This is a genomic window from Micromonospora wenchangensis (genome assembly GCF_002210435.1).
Classification (GTDB): domain Bacteria; phylum Actinomycetota; class Actinomycetes; order Mycobacteriales; family Micromonosporaceae; genus Micromonospora; species Micromonospora wenchangensis.
Genome location: NZ_MZMV01000007.1, coordinates 1 through 15,164 on the forward strand (window position 1 = coordinate 1; position 15,164 = coordinate 15,164).

17 protein-coding genes are annotated in these 15,164 nt (G+C 73.5%); 8 read left to right on the forward strand and 9 right to left on the reverse strand.

The window, feature by feature from the left end; genetic code table 11:
• Both B5D80_RS05585 and B5D80_RS05590 read right to left on the reverse strand, forming a co-directional pair.
• Positions 1–276 (reverse strand): hypothetical protein (locus B5D80_RS05585; protein WP_144081596.1); only part of this gene is annotated, 276 nt, incomplete at its 3' end.
• The gene (locus tag B5D80_RS05590; protein WP_088642700.1) at positions 240–458 is read right to left on the reverse strand and encodes a hypothetical protein; all 219 of its coding nucleotides are present in this window, start codon (positions 456–458) and stop codon (positions 240–242) included. The genes B5D80_RS05585 and B5D80_RS05590, both read right to left, overlap by 37 nt.
• A gap of 257 nt (positions 459–715) precedes the next feature.
• Here B5D80_RS05590 and B5D80_RS05595 point away from each other — a divergent pair, with 257 nt between their 5' ends.
• The 8 genes from B5D80_RS05595 to B5D80_RS05630 all read left to right on the forward strand — a co-directional run bounded on the left by B5D80_RS05595 (position 716) and on the right by B5D80_RS05630 (position 7,375).
• On the forward strand, positions 716–1,600 hold the full coding sequence (locus tag B5D80_RS05595) for a helix-turn-helix domain-containing protein (protein ID WP_088642701.1): 885 nt from the start codon (positions 716–718) through the stop codon (positions 1,598–1,600).
• Positions 1,597–1,794, forward strand: a complete 198-nt coding sequence (locus tag B5D80_RS05600) for a DUF397 domain-containing protein (RefSeq protein ID WP_088642702.1) — start codon at positions 1,597–1,599, stop codon at positions 1,792–1,794. Before B5D80_RS05595 ends, B5D80_RS05600 begins: the two co-directional genes overlap by 4 nt.
• 104 nt (positions 1,795–1,898) lie before the next feature.
• On the forward strand, positions 1,899–2,438 hold the full coding sequence (locus B5D80_RS05605; RefSeq protein WP_088642703.1) for a DUF4240 domain-containing protein: 540 nt from the start codon (positions 1,899–1,901) through the stop codon (positions 2,436–2,438).
• Positions 2,435–3,283 (forward strand): alpha/beta fold hydrolase, encoded by an 849-nt coding sequence (locus B5D80_RS05610; RefSeq protein WP_211291409.1) that lies wholly within the window; start codon positions 2,435–2,437, stop codon positions 3,281–3,283. Before B5D80_RS05605 ends, B5D80_RS05610 begins: the two co-directional genes overlap by 4 nt.
• Before the next feature lie 155 nt (positions 3,284–3,438).
• Positions 3,439–4,632, forward strand: coding sequence for a sensor histidine kinase (locus tag B5D80_RS05615; protein WP_088642704.1), 1,194 nt, complete (start codon positions 3,439–3,441; stop codon positions 4,630–4,632).
• A complete protein-coding gene (locus tag B5D80_RS05620; protein WP_245854267.1) occupies positions 4,622–5,887 on the forward strand; it encodes a hypothetical protein in 1,266 nt (421 codons plus the stop codon). The genes B5D80_RS05615 and B5D80_RS05620 overlap by 11 nt, the downstream gene beginning before the upstream one ends.
• Positions 5,857–6,573 carry a response regulator gene (locus tag B5D80_RS05625; protein WP_088642705.1) on the forward strand — a complete coding sequence of 239 codons (717 nt, stop codon included), beginning with the start codon at positions 5,857–5,859 and terminating at the stop codon, positions 6,571–6,573. Before B5D80_RS05620 ends, B5D80_RS05625 begins: the two co-directional genes overlap by 31 nt.
• 76 nt (positions 6,574–6,649) lie before the next feature.
• Entirely contained in the window at positions 6,650–7,375 is a 726-nt protein-coding gene (locus tag B5D80_RS05630) for a hypothetical protein (RefSeq protein WP_088642706.1), read from the forward strand.
• Between the two features lie 3 nt (positions 7,376–7,378).
• Here the strand turns inward: B5D80_RS05630 and B5D80_RS05635 are convergent, their stop codons facing one another.
• The 7 genes from B5D80_RS05635 to B5D80_RS05665 form a co-directional block, all read right to left on the reverse strand.
• Positions 7,379–8,128 carry a lysophospholipid acyltransferase family protein gene (locus tag B5D80_RS05635; RefSeq protein WP_088642707.1) on the reverse strand — a complete coding sequence of 250 codons (750 nt, stop codon included), beginning with the start codon at positions 8,126–8,128 and terminating at the stop codon, positions 7,379–7,381.
• Positions 8,129–8,150: 22 nt separating this feature from the next.
• On the reverse strand, positions 8,151–10,211 hold the full coding sequence (locus tag B5D80_RS05640; RefSeq protein WP_088642708.1) for an amylo-alpha-1,6-glucosidase: 2,061 nt from the start codon (positions 10,209–10,211) through the stop codon (positions 8,151–8,153).
• On the reverse strand, positions 10,211–10,582 hold the full coding sequence (locus B5D80_RS05645) for an SCP2 sterol-binding domain-containing protein (RefSeq protein ID WP_088642709.1): 372 nt from the start codon (positions 10,580–10,582) through the stop codon (positions 10,211–10,213). The genes B5D80_RS05640 and B5D80_RS05645 overlap by 1 nt, the downstream gene beginning before the upstream one ends.
• A gap of 180 nt (positions 10,583–10,762) precedes the next feature.
• On the reverse strand, positions 10,763–11,179 hold the full coding sequence (locus B5D80_RS05650) for a CBS domain-containing protein (protein WP_088642710.1): 417 nt from the start codon (positions 11,177–11,179) through the stop codon (positions 10,763–10,765).
• Between the two features lie 64 nt (positions 11,180–11,243).
• Positions 11,244–12,269 carry an aspartate-semialdehyde dehydrogenase gene (locus tag B5D80_RS05655; protein ID WP_088642711.1) on the reverse strand — a complete coding sequence of 342 codons (1,026 nt, stop codon included), beginning with the start codon at positions 12,267–12,269 and terminating at the stop codon, positions 11,244–11,246.
• 248 nt (positions 12,270–12,517) lie between these two features.
• Positions 12,518–13,864, reverse strand: a complete 1,347-nt coding sequence (locus B5D80_RS05660) for a M16 family metallopeptidase (RefSeq protein WP_088642712.1) — start codon at positions 13,862–13,864, stop codon at positions 12,518–12,520.
• Entirely contained in the window at positions 13,861–15,153 is a 1,293-nt protein-coding gene (locus B5D80_RS05665; protein ID WP_088642713.1) for a M16 family metallopeptidase, read from the reverse strand. The genes B5D80_RS05660 and B5D80_RS05665 overlap by 4 nt, the downstream gene beginning before the upstream one ends.
• Between the last annotated feature and the right edge of the window lie 11 nt (positions 15,154–15,164).

Below are 15,164 nucleotides of genomic sequence, written 5' to 3' on the forward strand. Positions count from 1 at the left end.
CGGCGCGCGCGGCACCGGCGCGGGCCGCACCGTCACCAACCCCGCCGGCCGTACGAAGATCGAGCGCCGGAGCACCGCGTCCCCCTTGGCGTCGAGCTGGTAGACGTCGAGCCAGCACCATCCGTCGTAGGTGATCCAGTCGAGCACCCGGATCACCCGGCACCTGATCGGCCTGACGAACTGCACACTGGCCGCCCGGCCCACGTCCACCAGGTCACCCGCCTTCGGCAGCGGTGCCCTCACCGCCGCCCCCAGACGTGCCGGAACCTGCGCCATTCCCTGATCCGGTGCCGGGCGGCCTCCACCACCGGGCAGAACCCGGCCTCGGCGCACTTCCCGCACCGCCGGTGCCGGTGCTGGTCCAGGCAGTCCCAGGCGAGCCGGACCAGCAGCGGCACCTCGCGGCGGGCCGTCACGACGCCGCCCCGGGCGGGGCTGCGCGCTCGCAGGTGGCACACATCGGGTGTCCTTTCCGGAAATAGCGCCGCCCCGCCCGCGCGCTATTCGCAACGAGCGGGACAGCGGGCTATTGTCGACGCCTTTTCTCCACGCCCCAGATCACCGTCCGGCGATTCACACAGTGCGACACGACCGACACCTTGCGCAACACCTCACCCTCCCCCTAATGTCGGGTCGATTTGACGCGCGAGGAACGGAGGAGAGAAATGGCGGAGGGGAAACAATTGTTGTTGCACCAGGGGTGCGGTGATGTTGCATGACGGAGGAAACAAGCGGTTCCACCGTCCCCCGGCGGCAGCTCGGCCGGCTGCTCACCCAGCTCCGTGAGGACGCCTCGGTCTCCCTGGACAGCGCGGCCGAGGGGTTGGACTGCTCCCGGCAGAAGGTGTGGCGCATCGAGAAGGGTCTGGTGCCGGTGCGGGTGGTGGACGCCCGCGCCATGTGTGCGATGTACCGGGTGCCCGAGGAAATGACGTCCATCGTCGCCGGGCTCGCCCGGGAGACCCGCGCCAAGGGCTGGTGGCATTCCTACGGCGACGTGGTCCCGTCCTGGTTCTCGCTCTACGTCGGCCTCGAATCGTCGGCGTCGACGCTGCGTCAATACGATTCGGAACTGATCCCGGGCCTGCTCCAGACCCGCGAGTACGCGGCAGAACTGTTCCGTCGCAAGAATCCCACCATGAGTCCGGCCGAACGCGAAAAGCTCGTCGAGGTACGGATGCAGCGCCAGCACGTCCTGACCCGCCGGCTGCCCAGCGCGCCCACCCTCAAGGTGGTGCTGAGCGAGGCGGTGCTGCGGCGCACCCTGCCCGACCGGCAGGCGATGGCCGGGCAGTTACGGCACCTGCTCGACATGGCCACCCTGCCCAACGTGAGCCTGCGCGTCCTGCCGTTCACCGCCGGGCCGCCGCTGGCCAGCGAGACGGGCACCTTCGTCCTGCTGGACTTCCCGCAGGCGTTCGGGCGGGCATCGACGGAGCCGACTACCGTCTATCTGGAGAACATCACCGGCGCGCTCTATCTGGACAAGCCGGCGGAGGTCGCCGCCTACGACCGCGTCTGGGCCGACCTGGAGACGCTCGCGGCCGACGAGGCGGCAACAGAGAAAATCATCCGGGCGATCATCGAGGAGCGAGCATGACTGACCTGGCCGGGGCCGTCTGGCGCAAGAGCACCCGCAGCGGCGGGAGCGGCGGCAACTGCGTCGAGGTGGCCGACAACCTGCCCGGCCTGATCGGCGTACGGGACAGCAAGGACCAGGCCGGCCCGGCGTTACGGTTCGACCCGGCCGCCTGGTCCACCTTCGTCCGCGCGGTACCCCACGGACCGCGCTGAACCCCGGCGGGGCCGCCCGCCCGGGTGGGCGGCCCCGGCGTCGGCAGCACCTACGGCGCGGGGATGCCCGGAGAACGTCGGGGCCGCCCGCTACGGTGCTGCCCATGAGTGACACGGAAACCGCGAACCGCCTGCCCACGGCCGAGGAGGAGGCCCGGTTCTGGGCTCTGGTGGAGGCCGCCTGGGAGCGGCTCGGCCCCGAGCCGGCCGCGCTGCGCCGGGCGCTGCTCACCCGCGACCGGGCCGCCTCCGACGACGACGCGTACGCGTTCGACGGCTGGCGGGACGCCTTCCTCGACCAGTTGGGCCAGCTCTGCGCCGACCTGTCCAGCCCCGAGCTGACCGCCCTCGACCGGGTCGTCGAACGCAAGCTGTACGACATCGACCGGGCCGACGTGCACGCGGTGGTCGACGGCTCCGACGACGGTTTCCTCTACGCCCGGGGTCACGTGGTGGCGCTGGGTCGGGAGTTCTACCAGGCGGTCCGGGCCGACCCGACCCGGGCGGTGCCCGACGCCCACCTCCAGGGCATCTGCTACTTCTTCGCCCACCTGCACGACAGGCGGTTCGGCGACTGGCCCCACACCGGCTCCGGCATCTCCCGCGAGTCGTTCAACAACCCGGCCGGCTGGGTCGGCCAGTGAGCGGCCCGGCCGGGCCGCGCGAGCGCGACGTGCCACTGCCGGACGGCGGCACCCTGCACGTCTACGACACCGGCGACGACGGCACCGGTCGGCTGCCGGTGGTCTGGCACCACGGCACCCCCAACATCGGCGCACCGCCGGCCCCGCTGTTCGCCGCCGCCGACCGGCTCGGCCTGCGCTGGGTGTCCTACGACCGCCCCGGCTACGGCGGTTCCACCCGACGCCCCGGGCGGGACGTGGCCTCGGCCGCCGCCGACGTCGCCCGGCTCGCCGACGCGCTGGGCCTGGACCGGTACGCCACCGTGGGTCACTCCGGCGGTGCGCCGCACGCGCTGGCCAGCGGCGCGTTGCACCCCGACCGGGTGGTCGCCGTCGTCGCCGTCGCCGGGCTCGCCCCCTACGGCGCGGCCGGGCTCGACTGGTTCGCCGGGATGACGCCGTCCGGGCAGGCCTCGCTGCGGGCCGCCACGCAGGGCCGGGCGGTCAAGGAGCGGCACGCCGCGTCCGACACCGACTACGACCCGGAGTTCACCCCCGCCGACCTGGCCACCCTGGCCGGGCCGTGGGCCTGGCTCGACGAGGTGGTGGGTCCGGCGGTGCGGGGCGGCCCGGACGGCCTGGTCGACGACGACCTCGCCTACGTCACCCCGTGGGGCTTCGACCCGGCCGGGGTGACCGTCCCGGTGCTGCTGCTGCACGGCGGGCGGGACCGGGTGGTGCCGGCCAGCCACAGCCGCTGGCTGGCCGGGGTCTGCCCGGCGGCCGATCTGCGGATCACCGACGACGACGGGCACCTGTCGGTGCTCGGCGGCGCACCGGCCGCCCTGGAGTGGCTCCGCCGCTGACCGACGCCGAGTCATGCCCGACACGTTGACCGAACGCAACGCGACACGCCGCACACCAAAGGTTAACAGTTAGGGCAGCTCATGCTATTCTCCGGCTTCGATGCACCGCCGAGCAGACCCGGACGGGTCACCGCCCGAAGGACGCACTCCCCCCGATGTCGGCCCTACCCGCTCCGACCTCGTCACCGTCGTTACTGGAGCGGCCGGCCGGTGGCGCGCTCCAGCTCATCTTCACCACCCTGCCGGCGCTGCTGCGGTTGACCTGCGGGCTGTTCGGTGCGGTGACCGCGCTCGCGGTGCGTACCCCACCGGTGCGGGTGCCGCTGCTGCTGGCCGCCGTGGCCGCGCTCACCTGCTGGTCGCTGTGGTACGCGGCGCGGGCCCTGCGGGTCGGCATCGGCCCGGGGCTCGTCGCCGGGGACGTCACGGTCACCGTCGCGGCGAGCCTGCTGGCCCCGGTGCTGGTCGCCCCGGAGGTGCTGCCCGGCGAGGGTAGCTGGCTCGCCGTGCTGGCCAGCACCACCGTGATCAACGCGCAGGCCACCGCGCCGGCCCGCTGGTCGGTGCCGGCGGGCCTGCTGGTCACCGCCGGCTACGCGGTCGGCACCTCGGTCGCCGGCAACACCGTCGAGGCCGGCGCGCACGCGGCGACCCTGCTCATGCAGACGGCCTGCGCGGCGATGATGGCGGCGGTGATGCGCCGCTGGATCGGCCGGGCCGACACCGCCTTCGCCGACTTCCAGCGCCTGCGCCGGGACGTGGTGCTGGCCCGCACGGCCCGTGAGGTGGAACGGCGGCAGAACCGGGACCTGCACGACACCGTCCTGGCCACGCTCACCATGGTCGGGCTGGGCGCCCTGCCGGCCGGCTCGGCGGCGTTACGCGACCGGGCCGCCGCCGACCTGCGTACCCTGGTCCGCCTCGCGCACGCCCGGTCCGCCCCGGCGGGCGAGCCGGCCGACACCGGCCCGGTCGACGTCGACGCCGGCCTGCGCGCGCTGCTCGCCACCCACCCGCAGTTACGGGCGACGGCCACGCTGCCGCCCTGCGCCGCCCCGGCGGGGGTGACGGCCGCCCTGGTCGACGCCACCGCCGCCGCGCTGGCCAACGTGGCCCGGCACGCGCCGGACGCCGCCGTGACCGTGCGGCTCGGCCGCGACCACGGCGGCATCGCGGTCGAGGTGGTCGACGACGGTCCCGGTTTCGACCCGGCCGCCGTCCCCCTGCACCGGTACGGGGTACGCGAGTCGATCCGGGGCAGGATGGCCGAGGTCGGCGGCCGGGCGGTGGTGACTTCCGCCCCTGGCGTGGGCACCCGGATCAGGCTGGAGTGGCCGCATGTCGACTGACTTCAGCACGACTGGCCGCAGCGCGAACCGTCTCGGCGCGAACGGTCTCGACACCACCGGTCTCGGCGCGGCCGGTCTCGGCGCGACCGCGCCGGTCCGCGTACCCCGGCCGGTGCCCGGGACGGCGGACCCGGCGGCGGCCGACGGCCCGGCGGCGGACGTGGGCCGGGCCTCGGACCGGGGGGCCCGGATCGCGGCGGTGGCCATCGCCCTGGTGTGGCATCTCGCGATCGGGCTGCCGGCGGTGCTCGGCGCCTGGTCGACGCTGGCCGCCCCCACAGTGGTCGCGGCCGGCTGGCTGGCCGCCTGCGCCATCGGCGGGTACGCCGCACACCGGCTGCTGCACGGCCTGCCGCCACCGGCGCTGCCGCTGGCGGCGGCCCTGCTGGCGGTCGACGCGGCGGTCTTCGCGGCGGCCGGCCGGGAGCAGCTCTTCGCCGCCGCGAACTGGGCGTGGACGGGGCTGGCCTGGTTCCTCGTGGTGGTGCTGTGGGGTCGCCCGATCCGCTGGATGATCGTCCTGCTGGCCGGGCACGCGGCGATCGCGCTCGCCGCGCTGGTCGGCGACGGGGCGACCGCCCCCGCCGACCTGACCCGCTACGCGATGTACGTCTACGGCACCTCGTCGCTGCCGGTGGCGGTCTTCACCGGTGCGGCGGTGATCGCCACCCTCGCCCGGGAACGCGCCGCCACCGCCACGGCGACCCTCGCCGTCCGCGCCGAACGGGACGCCGCCGAACGGGCCTGGGCGGACCGGCGGGCCCGGCTGGCGCTGGTCGGCGGTGCCGCCGAGCAGGTGTTGGCGGAACTGGCCGACGGTCGTGCCGACCCGGGCGACCCGTTCGTGCAACGGCGGTGCGTGCTCGCCGCGACCCGGCTGCGTCGGCTGATCGCCGAGTCCGACGACGTGCCGGACCCGCTGCTGCACGAGTTGCGGGCCGCCGCCGACCTGGCCGAACGCAACGGGCTGCCGATCGAGCTGATCGCCATCGGCACGCCACCGCCCCTGCCGGTGGAGGTCCGTCGACGGCTGGCCGACCCGCTGGCCGCCGCCCTGGCCGATGCCACCGGTTGGGCCCGGCTGACCGTGGTGGCCGGCCCCGACGAGGTGGCGGTCAGTCTGGTCACCCCGGACGGACAGGGCCCGGGGGCGGCCGATCCGCCGACCACCCCGGCCGACGACGACCAGGTGGAACACGTACATGAGCGGGACGGGGAGATCAGGTGGACGCAGACCCGATGGCGCAGGCCATGAGCGGGGAGCGCCCGGTCGGTGTGTCGATCGTCGACGACCATCCGGTGGTGATCGACGGTGTGCGGGCCTGGCTGTCCACCGAGCCCCGGCTGCGGGTGCTCGCCACCGGCGACGACCCGGACCTGGTGCTACGCGCCGCCCCCGAGGCCGACGTGATCCTGCTGGATCTGCGGCTGCGCGGGCGGATGGTGCTGGACAAGCTGGCCGAGCTGAGCGCCGACGGCCGGCGGGTGGTGGTGTACTCCGAGCACACCGACCCGGCGACGATGCTCGCCGCGCTCGACGCGGGGGCGACCGCGTTCCTGGCCAAGCACGAGGGGCGGGAACACTGCGTGGCCACGGTGCTGGCCGCCGCCAGCGACCGCCCGTACGTGCCGCCGGCCCTGGCCGGGGCGATGGTGGGCGATCCGCGCCCGGACCGTCCGGCCCTGTCGGACAAGGAGCGGGAAGCGCTGCTGCTGTGGTTCCAGTCGATGTCGAAGGCGTCGGTGGCCCGCCGGATGCAGATCAGCGAGCACACCGTCAAACAATACGTGGACCGGGCCCGGATCAAGTACACCCGGGCGGGTAGACCGGCCGCCACGAAGGCGGCGTTACTGGCCCGGGCGATCGAGGACGGTCTCATCCGGCCGGAGGAGATCGGCATCTACCGGTCACAGGCGTCGAACGACCGGCCGACCCCCTAACGGGTGTCATGACAGCCCGTCACGACTCGGCGAGGCTGGGACGCCAGGAGACCACTGCGCGGGGGAGGTCGTCACGATGCGCGAGAACATGTCCCCGTTCTTCATCGCACCGCACCGGTTCGATGCGCCGGAGAACGATTCCGCTCCCGTGCTCGACAGGCGTTACGAACTCGTCCCGGAACCCGGCGAACGGGTGCTCGGCCGGTATCCGACGTCGGTGGCCGGTTGCCTGATCAGCCCGACCGGCGCCCGCCGGCACTGGGTGCTGCCCGGCCCCGCCTCGATCACCGTCACCGACCGCCGGCTCGCCTACGTCTGCCTCGCCGGTGACCTGGCCCTGGTCGCCGGGAAGATCGACGCGACGGGGGTCCGGCACCGGCGCAACGTCCGGCTGCCGCGCCTGGTCAGCGGGCAGGTCCGCTGGCAGTGGCCGTCCCGGCTGGAGCTGCGCGCCACCGGCCGGCCCACGGCACAGGGCACCGCCGAGGCGGAACTGCTGGTGGTCTGTGACGCGCTGCGGACGATCCAGCAGCCGGCCCTGGCGCTGGGCGGCGCGGTGGGCCCGGTGACCGAGCTGGCCCGGCTGATCCGCCGGACGGTGGCCTGCTTCCGGGTCACCCGCCCCGAGCTGGTGGAGCTGGCCCCGCCGGAGCGGGACGTGCTCATCCGCCGGGCGACCGCCCCGCCGCTGACCGGTGAGGCGCGGGTGACCCTGCCGGGGTCGCTGCCGGTGGAGTTCCTCTCCCGCGACGACTACTACCGGGTTCCCCAGCCCGCCGGTCAGGACGCGGTCGGTAGCTGACGGTCAGGATGCGGTCGAGCGGCGGGGCCGGCGGTCCAGTTCGGCGGCCTCCCGGAGGGTGGGCGCGGTGCCGCCCAGGTGCGCCGGCTGCCACCAGGAGTCGTCCGGGCCGGCCGGCTTGTCGGGGTACTCCTGCTGGGCCCGGTCGACGAGCGCGGTCAGCCGGGTCTTCAGCTCCGCCGTCATCGTGTTGGCGTCCGGGTATGCCGCCGGGTCCATCGGCTCGCCCAGCAGGATGGTGATCGGGGTGTGCCGCCGGGTCAGCGTCTTCGGCCGGCCCTTGGTCCAGAGCCGCTGCGTCCCCCACAGCGCCACCGGCACCAGCGGCACCTCCGCCGTCTGCGCCATCCGGGCCGCCCCGCTCTTCAGCTCCTTCACCGTGAACGAGCGGCTGATCGTCGCCTCGGGGAAGACGCCCACCACCTCGCCGCGCCGCAGCGCGTCCACGGCCGTGTTGTACGAGCCGACCCCCGCCGCCCGGTTCACCGGGATGTGCTTCATGCCGCGCATCAGCGGGCCGGACACCTTGTGCGCGAAGACGTCGTGCTTGGCCATGAACCGCACCAGCCGCCGGGACGGGTGCGCCCCGTACCCGCAGAAGATGAAATCGAGGTAGCTGACGTGGTTGCTGGCCAGCACGGCCCCGCCGGTACGCGGGACGTGGTGGTCACCGTCGACGGTCAGACGCAGGTCGAGGACCCGGAACAGCGTCTTGGCGGTGGCGATCACGGGCGGGTACACGAGTTCCGGCATCCGCGTACCTTACCCCGCACCGTCAGTCGGCCAGTTGGTGCAGATCGAGGCGGCCCCGGGCGAAGGCGTCCACCCGTCCCCAGCGACCCGGGATGTCCAACACCTCGATCCGTCCCATCCCGACCGGCAGCACCGGCTCCACCGCCAGGTGCCCCTCGTGCGGCTCCAACCCGAGCATGGTGCGCAGCAGCAGCAGCGGCGCCCCCGTCGACCAGGCCTGCGGGCTGCACGCCGTCGGGTACTCCACCGGGAACTTCGTCTGCTCCCGGGGATAGCCGCCGAACGCCTCGGGCAGCCGCCCGTCGAAGTACGTCGCCGCGTCGAGGATGCCGCTGGCGATGGTGGCGGCCTCCTCGGCGAAGCCGTACCGCCGCAGCCCCCAGGCGATGAACGAGTTGTCGAACGGCCAGATCGTGCCGTTGTGGTAGCCGATCGGGTTGTACCGCACCTCTCCCTCGGCGAGGGTGCGCACGCCCCAACCGGTGAACAGCCGGGGCCCGACCATGTGCCGGGCGATCTTCTCGGCCCGGTCGTGGTCGACGATCCCGCTCCACAGCAGGTGCCCGATGTTGGAGCTGAGCACGTCGCACTGCCGGCCGTCCGGGTCCAGGGCCAACGCGTAGAACTCCCCGTCGGCCACCCACCAGTCCCGGTTGAAGCGCTCCTTCAACGCCGCGGCCTCCTGCTCCAGCCGGTCGGCGAACGCCGGGTCACCCCAGAACTCCCGGGCCATCCGGGCCGCCCGCAGCTTGGCGTCGTAGGCGTACCCCTGCACCTCGCAGGTGGCCCGGGGGAACGGCGGCAGGCTGCCGTCGGCGTACGAGATGGAGTCCCAGGAGTCCTTCCAGCACTGGTTCTCCAGGCCGGTCTCGGTGTTGCGCCGCTCGTACCAGACGTAGCCGTTGCCGGCCAGGTCGGCGTAGTCGTCGATCCACCTCAACGCGGCCCGGCACTCCCGTTCCAACTCCTTGACCAGGGCGACGTCACCGCTCCACCGCTCGTACTCGTCGAGCAGCACCACGAACAGCGGGGTGGCGTCCACCGAGCCGTAGTACGGCGAGTGCGGCTGCTCCTCGAACGCGGCAGTCTCGCCGTAGCGCATCTCGTGCAGGATGCGGCCCGGGTCCTCGTCGCGGAAGTCGTCGAACCGGCTGCCCTGTAGCGACGCCAGGATGCGCAGCGTGGTCTTGGACAGCTCGGGGGCGAACGGCAACACCTGGAGGCAGGTCAGGATGCTGTCCCGGCCGAACATCGTCATGAACCAGGGCAGGCCGGCGGCGGGCAGGGTCTGGCCGCCGAGCGACAGTGGCGCGAACCGCAGCGCCGCCAGGTCGACCAGGCTGCGCCGGTAGGTGGCGGCCACCCGGTCGTGCTCGCTGTTGACCTTCGGGGCCTTCGCGATCCACTCCTGGAGGTCGTGCTGGAGGGCGAGCCGTTCGTTGCCGTGCGCCGTCACCCCGAGCCGCAGGTCACGCCCCCCGGGGCCGAGCGCGAAGGTCTGCACGTCGATCTCGGCGTCCCACTGCTCGTTGGGTTCCAGGTGCACCGAGTACGCGAACCCGTTGCGGTCGTAGCGGGCCGGCCGGGACGACGAGATGACCGTCTCCCGCACGAAGTTGCCCCGCCGGTAGCCCAGCCGCAGCCGGTCGGACTCGGCCTCGGCGTACAGCTCGCCCTTCTTGTTGAGGATCTCGTCCTTGACCTGGAAGAGGTCGGCGAAGTCGGCCCCGGCGTCCATCCGGATCTCCAGGTCGACCGCCTTCTCGTCGTGGTTGAGGATGGTCAGCTTCTCGCGGAAGCTGCCGCCGACCGCCCGCTCCCGGATGATCGACAGCTTGGCGTCGACGTAGTGGGTGGCCATCCCGGGCACCAGGAAGAACCGCGCCTCGTAGTACTGGAGGTCGTCGTAGGACAGCGCGTTGAGCCGTTCCCCGTTGACCGTGAGCACCCAGCGGGACAGGAACCGCATGTCCAGGGAGAACAGCCCGGTCGGCTCGGTCGGCGTGGCCTCGATGTCACCGGTCTCCTCCGAGACGACGAACGTGTTGCCGTCCAGGATCCGGATCGTGTTGCTCTGTCCCATCACCGCACCTCCCGATGGTGGAGCCGGCGCGGCCCCTGCGCGTCCGGGGAACCGGGGAAGATCCGTTCGATCTGCACCACCAGCCGGGCGTCACCGGTCACCGTCATGTCGCCGCGCAGCACCGCCGCCAGGCCGTTCTCCCGCCCCGCGGCCATCTCCTCGAACAGCGCCGGCGTGGTGCCGATGACCGTGTCGGCCTCCCGGTCCTCCTGGCTGACCGTGAGCCTGCCCCGGTCCACCCGCAGCAGCCAGTGGGTGGTCTGCGCCCCCTCGTGCAGATCGAAACGCACCGTCCCGGCCGCCTTGTCCAGCAGCGGTTCGTGATCCCGCCGGTTCAGGCTCTCGAAGAACCTCGTGGTCGCGTCCACCATCGGGCCCTCTCCCCCGTCGTCGCATCGACCTGCCGGTACCCGGCATCGACCTGCCGGTACCCGCACGGGGTCCCCGCCCCGCCCGGCGTCAACCTCGCCCGGATCGGGTGAGCCCGACCGGCACGCACGACGACGCCGGCCCCCGGACGGTTCCGGGGGCCGGCGTCGGTGCGACGGACGTCAGTTGTTGGGGTCGTCGGCGCTGATGTCGGCGAGCACCGACTGGGGTTCCCGTTCCACCGCGAGGTCACCCACCGACACCAGGCCCACCAGCCGACCGTCGTCGACCACCGGCAACCGGCGTACGGCGTAGGTGCGCATCAGGTCGGCGGCGGCGACCGCGTCGTCGTACTGGCTGACCGTGATCACGTCCCGGCTGATGATCTCCTGGAGCCGGGTGCGGTCCGGGTCGCGGTCCTCGGCGACCCCCCGCACGGTGATGTCCCGGTCCGTCACGATTCCGACGACGTCGTCGCCGTTGGTCACCACCACGTCGCCGATCGCGCTGTGCCGCATCTCCTGCGCGGCGGCGGCGAGGGTGTCGTTGCCGTCCATCGTCACCAACCGGGTCGTCATGAACTCTCCGACCGTTGTCATGGTGCTCCCCTCTCGGTGTCGGCACGGCGGTCTACCCGCCGACCCCGAGCAGGTAACACCCTGCTCAGCGCAGTTCGGCGGCGACCAGTTCGGCGAGCTGCACGGCGTTCAGCGCGGCGCCCTTGCGCAGGTTGTCGTTGGCGCAGAACAGCGCGAGGCCGTGCTCGACGGTCTCGTCGGCGCGCAGCCGGCCGACGTACGTCGGGTCCTGGCCGGCCGCCTGCAACGGCGTCGGGACGTCCGACAGCGCCACCCCCGGCGCGCCGTCGAGCAGTTCCCGGGCCCGCTGCGGGGTGATCGGCCTGGCGAACCGGGCGTTGATCTGCAACGAGTGGCCGGTGAACACGGGCACCCGTACGCAGGTGCCGGAGACCTTCAGCTCGGGGATCTCCAGGATCTTGCGGCTCTCGTTGCGCAGCTTCTGCTCCTCGTCGGTCTCGAACGAGCCGTCGTCGACGATCGAACCGGCCAGCGGGAGCACGTTGAAGGCGATCGGCCGGGCGAACGAGCGCGGCGCGGGGAACTCGACGGCCGACCCGTCGTGGGTCAGCGCGGTGGCCCCCTCGACGACCTTGCGGACCTGCTCGTCCAGCTCGGCGACCCCGGCCAGGCCGGCCCCGGACACCGCCTGGTAGGTGGCGACGACCAGGCTGACCAGGCCGGCCTCGTCGTGCAGCGGGCGCAGCACCGGCATCGCGGCCATCGTGGTGCAGTTCGGGTTGGCGACGATGCCCTTCGGCCGGTCGGCCAGGGCGTGCGGGTTGACCTCGGCGACGACCAGCGGCACCTGCGGGTCGGTGCGGAACGCCGACGAGTTGTCGATCACCACCGCGCCGGTCGCGGCGACCCGGGGGGCCAGCTCCTTCGCGGTGCCCTTGCCGGCGGAGAACAGCACGATGTCCAGCCCGGAGTAGTCGGCCGTGGCCGCGTCCTCCACGGTGACCTCGCCGTCCCGCCAGGGCAGGGCACGCCCGGCCGACCGGGCCGAGGCGAACAACCGCACCTGCTCCGCCGGGAACTCGCGTTCCGCCAACACCTGCCGCATGACCCCACCGACCTGGCCGGTGGCTCCCACAATGCCGATCCTCATGCCCGCGAGGCTACCCAGCCGCAGGCCCGGACCGGGAAGTCTTTCCCACCGCCCGGGTCGCCGCCCGCCCGTCCGGTCACCGCCGGTGCCGGTCGCCGTACCGGAAACCACCCGACGGTACGCCCCGACGCCCCGGAAGATCGGCCGTGACCGGGCCGTCCGGCCGCAGCATCCGCGCCGCCGGCCCGGCCCGGCGCTGACGGGGCGGCGCGACCGGAATCACACCGCCCCGGTCGCGCCGACGCCGGTCAGCCGACGTGGTCGGTCACCTCGCCGAGCCCGGAGGCGACCAGCTCGTCCCGGATCGCCGCCGCGTCGCCCTCGATGACCAGGGTCAACGCCTCCGGGTGCAGGTGGGTGGCGGCGGCCGCGGAGACCTGCGCGACGTCGGCGGCGAGCAGCGCCTCCCGCAGCCGGGCGTGGTAGTCGTCGGGCAGGTCGTGCACGACCAGGGTGGTCAACGCCGAGGCGATCGCCCGGGGGCTCTGCAACTCGACCGAGAGCTGCCCGGCCCGCCAGGACCGGGCCACCGCCAACTCGTCCTCGGTCACCCCGCCGGCCCGGGTACGGCTGATCTCGCCGACCGCCTCGACCAGGGCCGGCGCGGTCACCGCCGTCTGCACGCCGGAGCTGACCGCGAACCGGCCGAACCGGCGGGACGAGGCGAAGTCGCCCCGGATGCCGTACGTGTAGCCGCGTACCTCGCGGATCAGGTGGTTGAGCCGGGAGGTGAACGCCCCGCCCAGCACGGTGCCGGCGAGCGTCATCGGCACGTGGTCGGGGTGGGCGCGGTGCGGCGCCGGGTGCCCCAGCCGCAGCGTGGACTGCACCGAGCCGGGCCGGTCCACCAGGATGATCCGCCGACCGGCGGGCAGCGGCACCTCGATCGGGCCGCCCTGCTCGGCGGGGCCGCCGCCGGTGCCGGCGAACGCCGCCGCGCCCAGCGCGTCGAGGTCGAGGCGGTCCAGGTCACCGGCGACGATCAGGGTGCCGGGACGCAGGAACCACTCGGAGTGGAAGACGGTGACGTCCTCCACGTCGAGGCCGGCCACCGAGCCGGGGTCGCCGTAGAGCGGGCGGCCCCACCTGTTGTCCGCGCCGAACAGGTCGGCGCGCAGCACCGCGTCGGCGCGCGGGCCGGGGTTGGCCCAGTCCATCCGCAGCGCGGTCGCCTCGTCGTCGCGGACCCGGCGCACGTCGTCGGGGTCGAGCCGGGGCGTCCGCACCGCCTCGGCGAGCAGTTCCACCGCCGCGCCGAGCCGGTCCACCGGCACCTGGACGCTGACCTGGAAGCTGTCCCAGTCCAGCCCGGTGGCCAGTTCGGTGCCGAGGCCCTCGACGGCCAGCGCGAACGCGGTGGCGTCCCGCTGCGCGGTGCCCTCCTCCAGCGCCTTGGCCAGCACCGCGCCGAGGCCCTCCTTGCCTACCGGTTCCCGGCCGGCACCCGCGTCGAGCAGCAGCAGCGCGACGGCGAGGTTCTGGCCGGGCAGGTGCGCGGCGACCACCCGGCCACCGGCGACGTCCCGCCGGACCACGCTCGGGAACCGGTACGGGCGGGCGGTGCCCGGACCCGGCCGGGTGGTGATCAGCGTCATCGGGTCTCCTCCGGCAGGTAGGTCAGGGTCACCCGGTCGGCCGGGGTGAGCACGTCGGCGGCCAGCTCGGCGATCTGCCCGGCGGTCACCGACAGCCAGCCGGGCAGCCGGTCGGCGGTCCTCGCCGGGTCGCCGAACTGGGTGGCGTACCGGCCGAGCGCGTCGGCCCGGCCGTCCACCGTGGACATCTGCCGCCACCAGGCGGTGCTGAGCAGGGCCTTGGCCCGGTCGAGTTCGGTGGCGGTGACCGGCACGGTGGCGAGTTCGTCGACCACCTCGGCGACCCCGGCGGCGAGCCGTTCGGCGCTCACCCCGGGGCGGGCGGTGGCGGTGGCGATCACCGGTGCCGGTGCGTGCGCCAGGTCCACCCCGTACGCCCCGACGAGGTCGGGTTGGGCGAGCCGTTCGCCGTCGGCGAGCCGCTGGTAGAGCCGGCTGCCCCGGCCGCTGCCGAGCACGGTGGCGGCCACCGTGGCCACGTCGTAGCCGGTGCTGCCGAACGGGTGGGTGCGGTGTGCGACGTAGACCCGGGCGGCCGGCACGTCGGCGGTGACCGTCTCGACGGCGGGTCGACCGGTGCCGGCGACCGTGTGCCCGTCCGGCGCGGCCGGGATGTCACCGCGGGCCGGGATCGCCCCGAAGTACCGCTGCGCGAGCGTGAACACCTCGGCGGCGGTGGCGTCGCCGACCACGGTCAGCACGGCGTTGTCGGGCGCGTAGTAGGTCTGGTGGAACGCCTGGAAGGTGGCCAGGTCGGCGGCGTTCAGGTCGGCCATCGACCCGATCGTCGCGTGGTGGTAGGGGTGACCCGGCGGGTAGAGCAGCGGGAGCAGCCGCAGCCAGGCGTCGCCGTACGGGACGTTCTCGTAGCGTTGCCGCCGCTCGTTCTTGACCACGTCCCGCTGGTTGTCCAGGGTCTCCTGGGTGAGCGCGGGGACCAGCCCGCCCATCCGGTCGGCCTCCAGCCACAGGGCCAGTTCGAGGTGTTCGGCCGGGACGGTCTCGAAGTAGTTCGTCCGGTCCGGGTTGGTGGTGGCGTTGAGCGAGCCACCGGAACCCTGGATCAGTTTCATGTGTTCGGTCTTGGCGACGTTGACCGAGCCCTCGAACATCAGGTGCTCGAAGAGGTGGGCGAAGCCGGTCTGTCCCGTCGGCTCGTGCCGGGAGCCCACGTCGTACCAGAGGTTGACCGCGACCGCCGGGGCGGTGCGGTCCTCGCTCACCACCACGCGCAGGCCGTTGTCCAGTCGGGTCGTCTCGATGGGCCAGGGGTAACCGCTGTCGGGCATGACCCGACGCT

What these genes read in the sequence shown, in the direction of transcription:
- B5D80_RS05595 (WP_088642701.1), top strand. Translation starts at nt 716, where the DNA reads ATGACGGAGGAAACAAGCGGTTCCACCGTCCCCCGGCGGCAGCTCGGC.
- B5D80_RS05600 (WP_088642702.1), top strand. Translation starts at nt 1,597, where the DNA reads ATGACTGACCTGGCCGGGGCCGTCTGGCGCAAGAGCACCCGCAGCGGC.
- B5D80_RS05605 (WP_088642703.1), top strand. Translation starts at nt 1,899, where the DNA reads ATGAGTGACACGGAAACCGCGAACCGCCTGCCCACGGCCGAGGAGGAG.
- B5D80_RS05615 (WP_088642704.1), top strand. Translation starts at nt 3,439, where the DNA reads ATGTCGGCCCTACCCGCTCCGACCTCGTCACCGTCGTTACTGGAGCGG.
- B5D80_RS05620 (WP_245854267.1), top strand. Translation starts at nt 4,622, where the DNA reads ATGTCGACTGACTTCAGCACGACTGGCCGCAGCGCGAACCGTCTCGGC.
- B5D80_RS05630 (WP_088642706.1), top strand. Translation starts at nt 6,650, where the DNA reads ATGCGCGAGAACATGTCCCCGTTCTTCATCGCACCGCACCGGTTCGAT.
- B5D80_RS05635 (WP_088642707.1), bottom strand. Translation starts at nt 8,128, where the DNA reads ATGCCGGAACTCGTGTACCCGCCCGTGATCGCCACCGCCAAGACGCTG.
- B5D80_RS05640 (WP_088642708.1), bottom strand. Translation starts at nt 10,211, where the DNA reads ATGGGACAGAGCAACACGATCCGGATCCTGGACGGCAACACGTTCGTC.
- B5D80_RS05645 (WP_088642709.1), bottom strand. Translation starts at nt 10,582, where the DNA reads ATGGTGGACGCGACCACGAGGTTCTTCGAGAGCCTGAACCGGCGGGAT.
- B5D80_RS05650 (WP_088642710.1), bottom strand. Translation starts at nt 11,179, where the DNA reads ATGACAACGGTCGGAGAGTTCATGACGACCCGGTTGGTGACGATGGAC.
- B5D80_RS05655 (WP_088642711.1), bottom strand. Translation starts at nt 12,269, where the DNA reads ATGAGGATCGGCATTGTGGGAGCCACCGGCCAGGTCGGTGGGGTCATG.
- B5D80_RS05660 (WP_088642712.1), bottom strand. Translation starts at nt 13,864, where the DNA reads ATGACGCTGATCACCACCCGGCCGGGTCCGGGCACCGCCCGCCCGTAC.
- B5D80_RS05665 (WP_088642713.1), bottom strand. Translation starts at nt 15,153, where the DNA reads ATGCCCGACAGCGGTTACCCCTGGCCCATCGAGACGACCCGACTGGAC.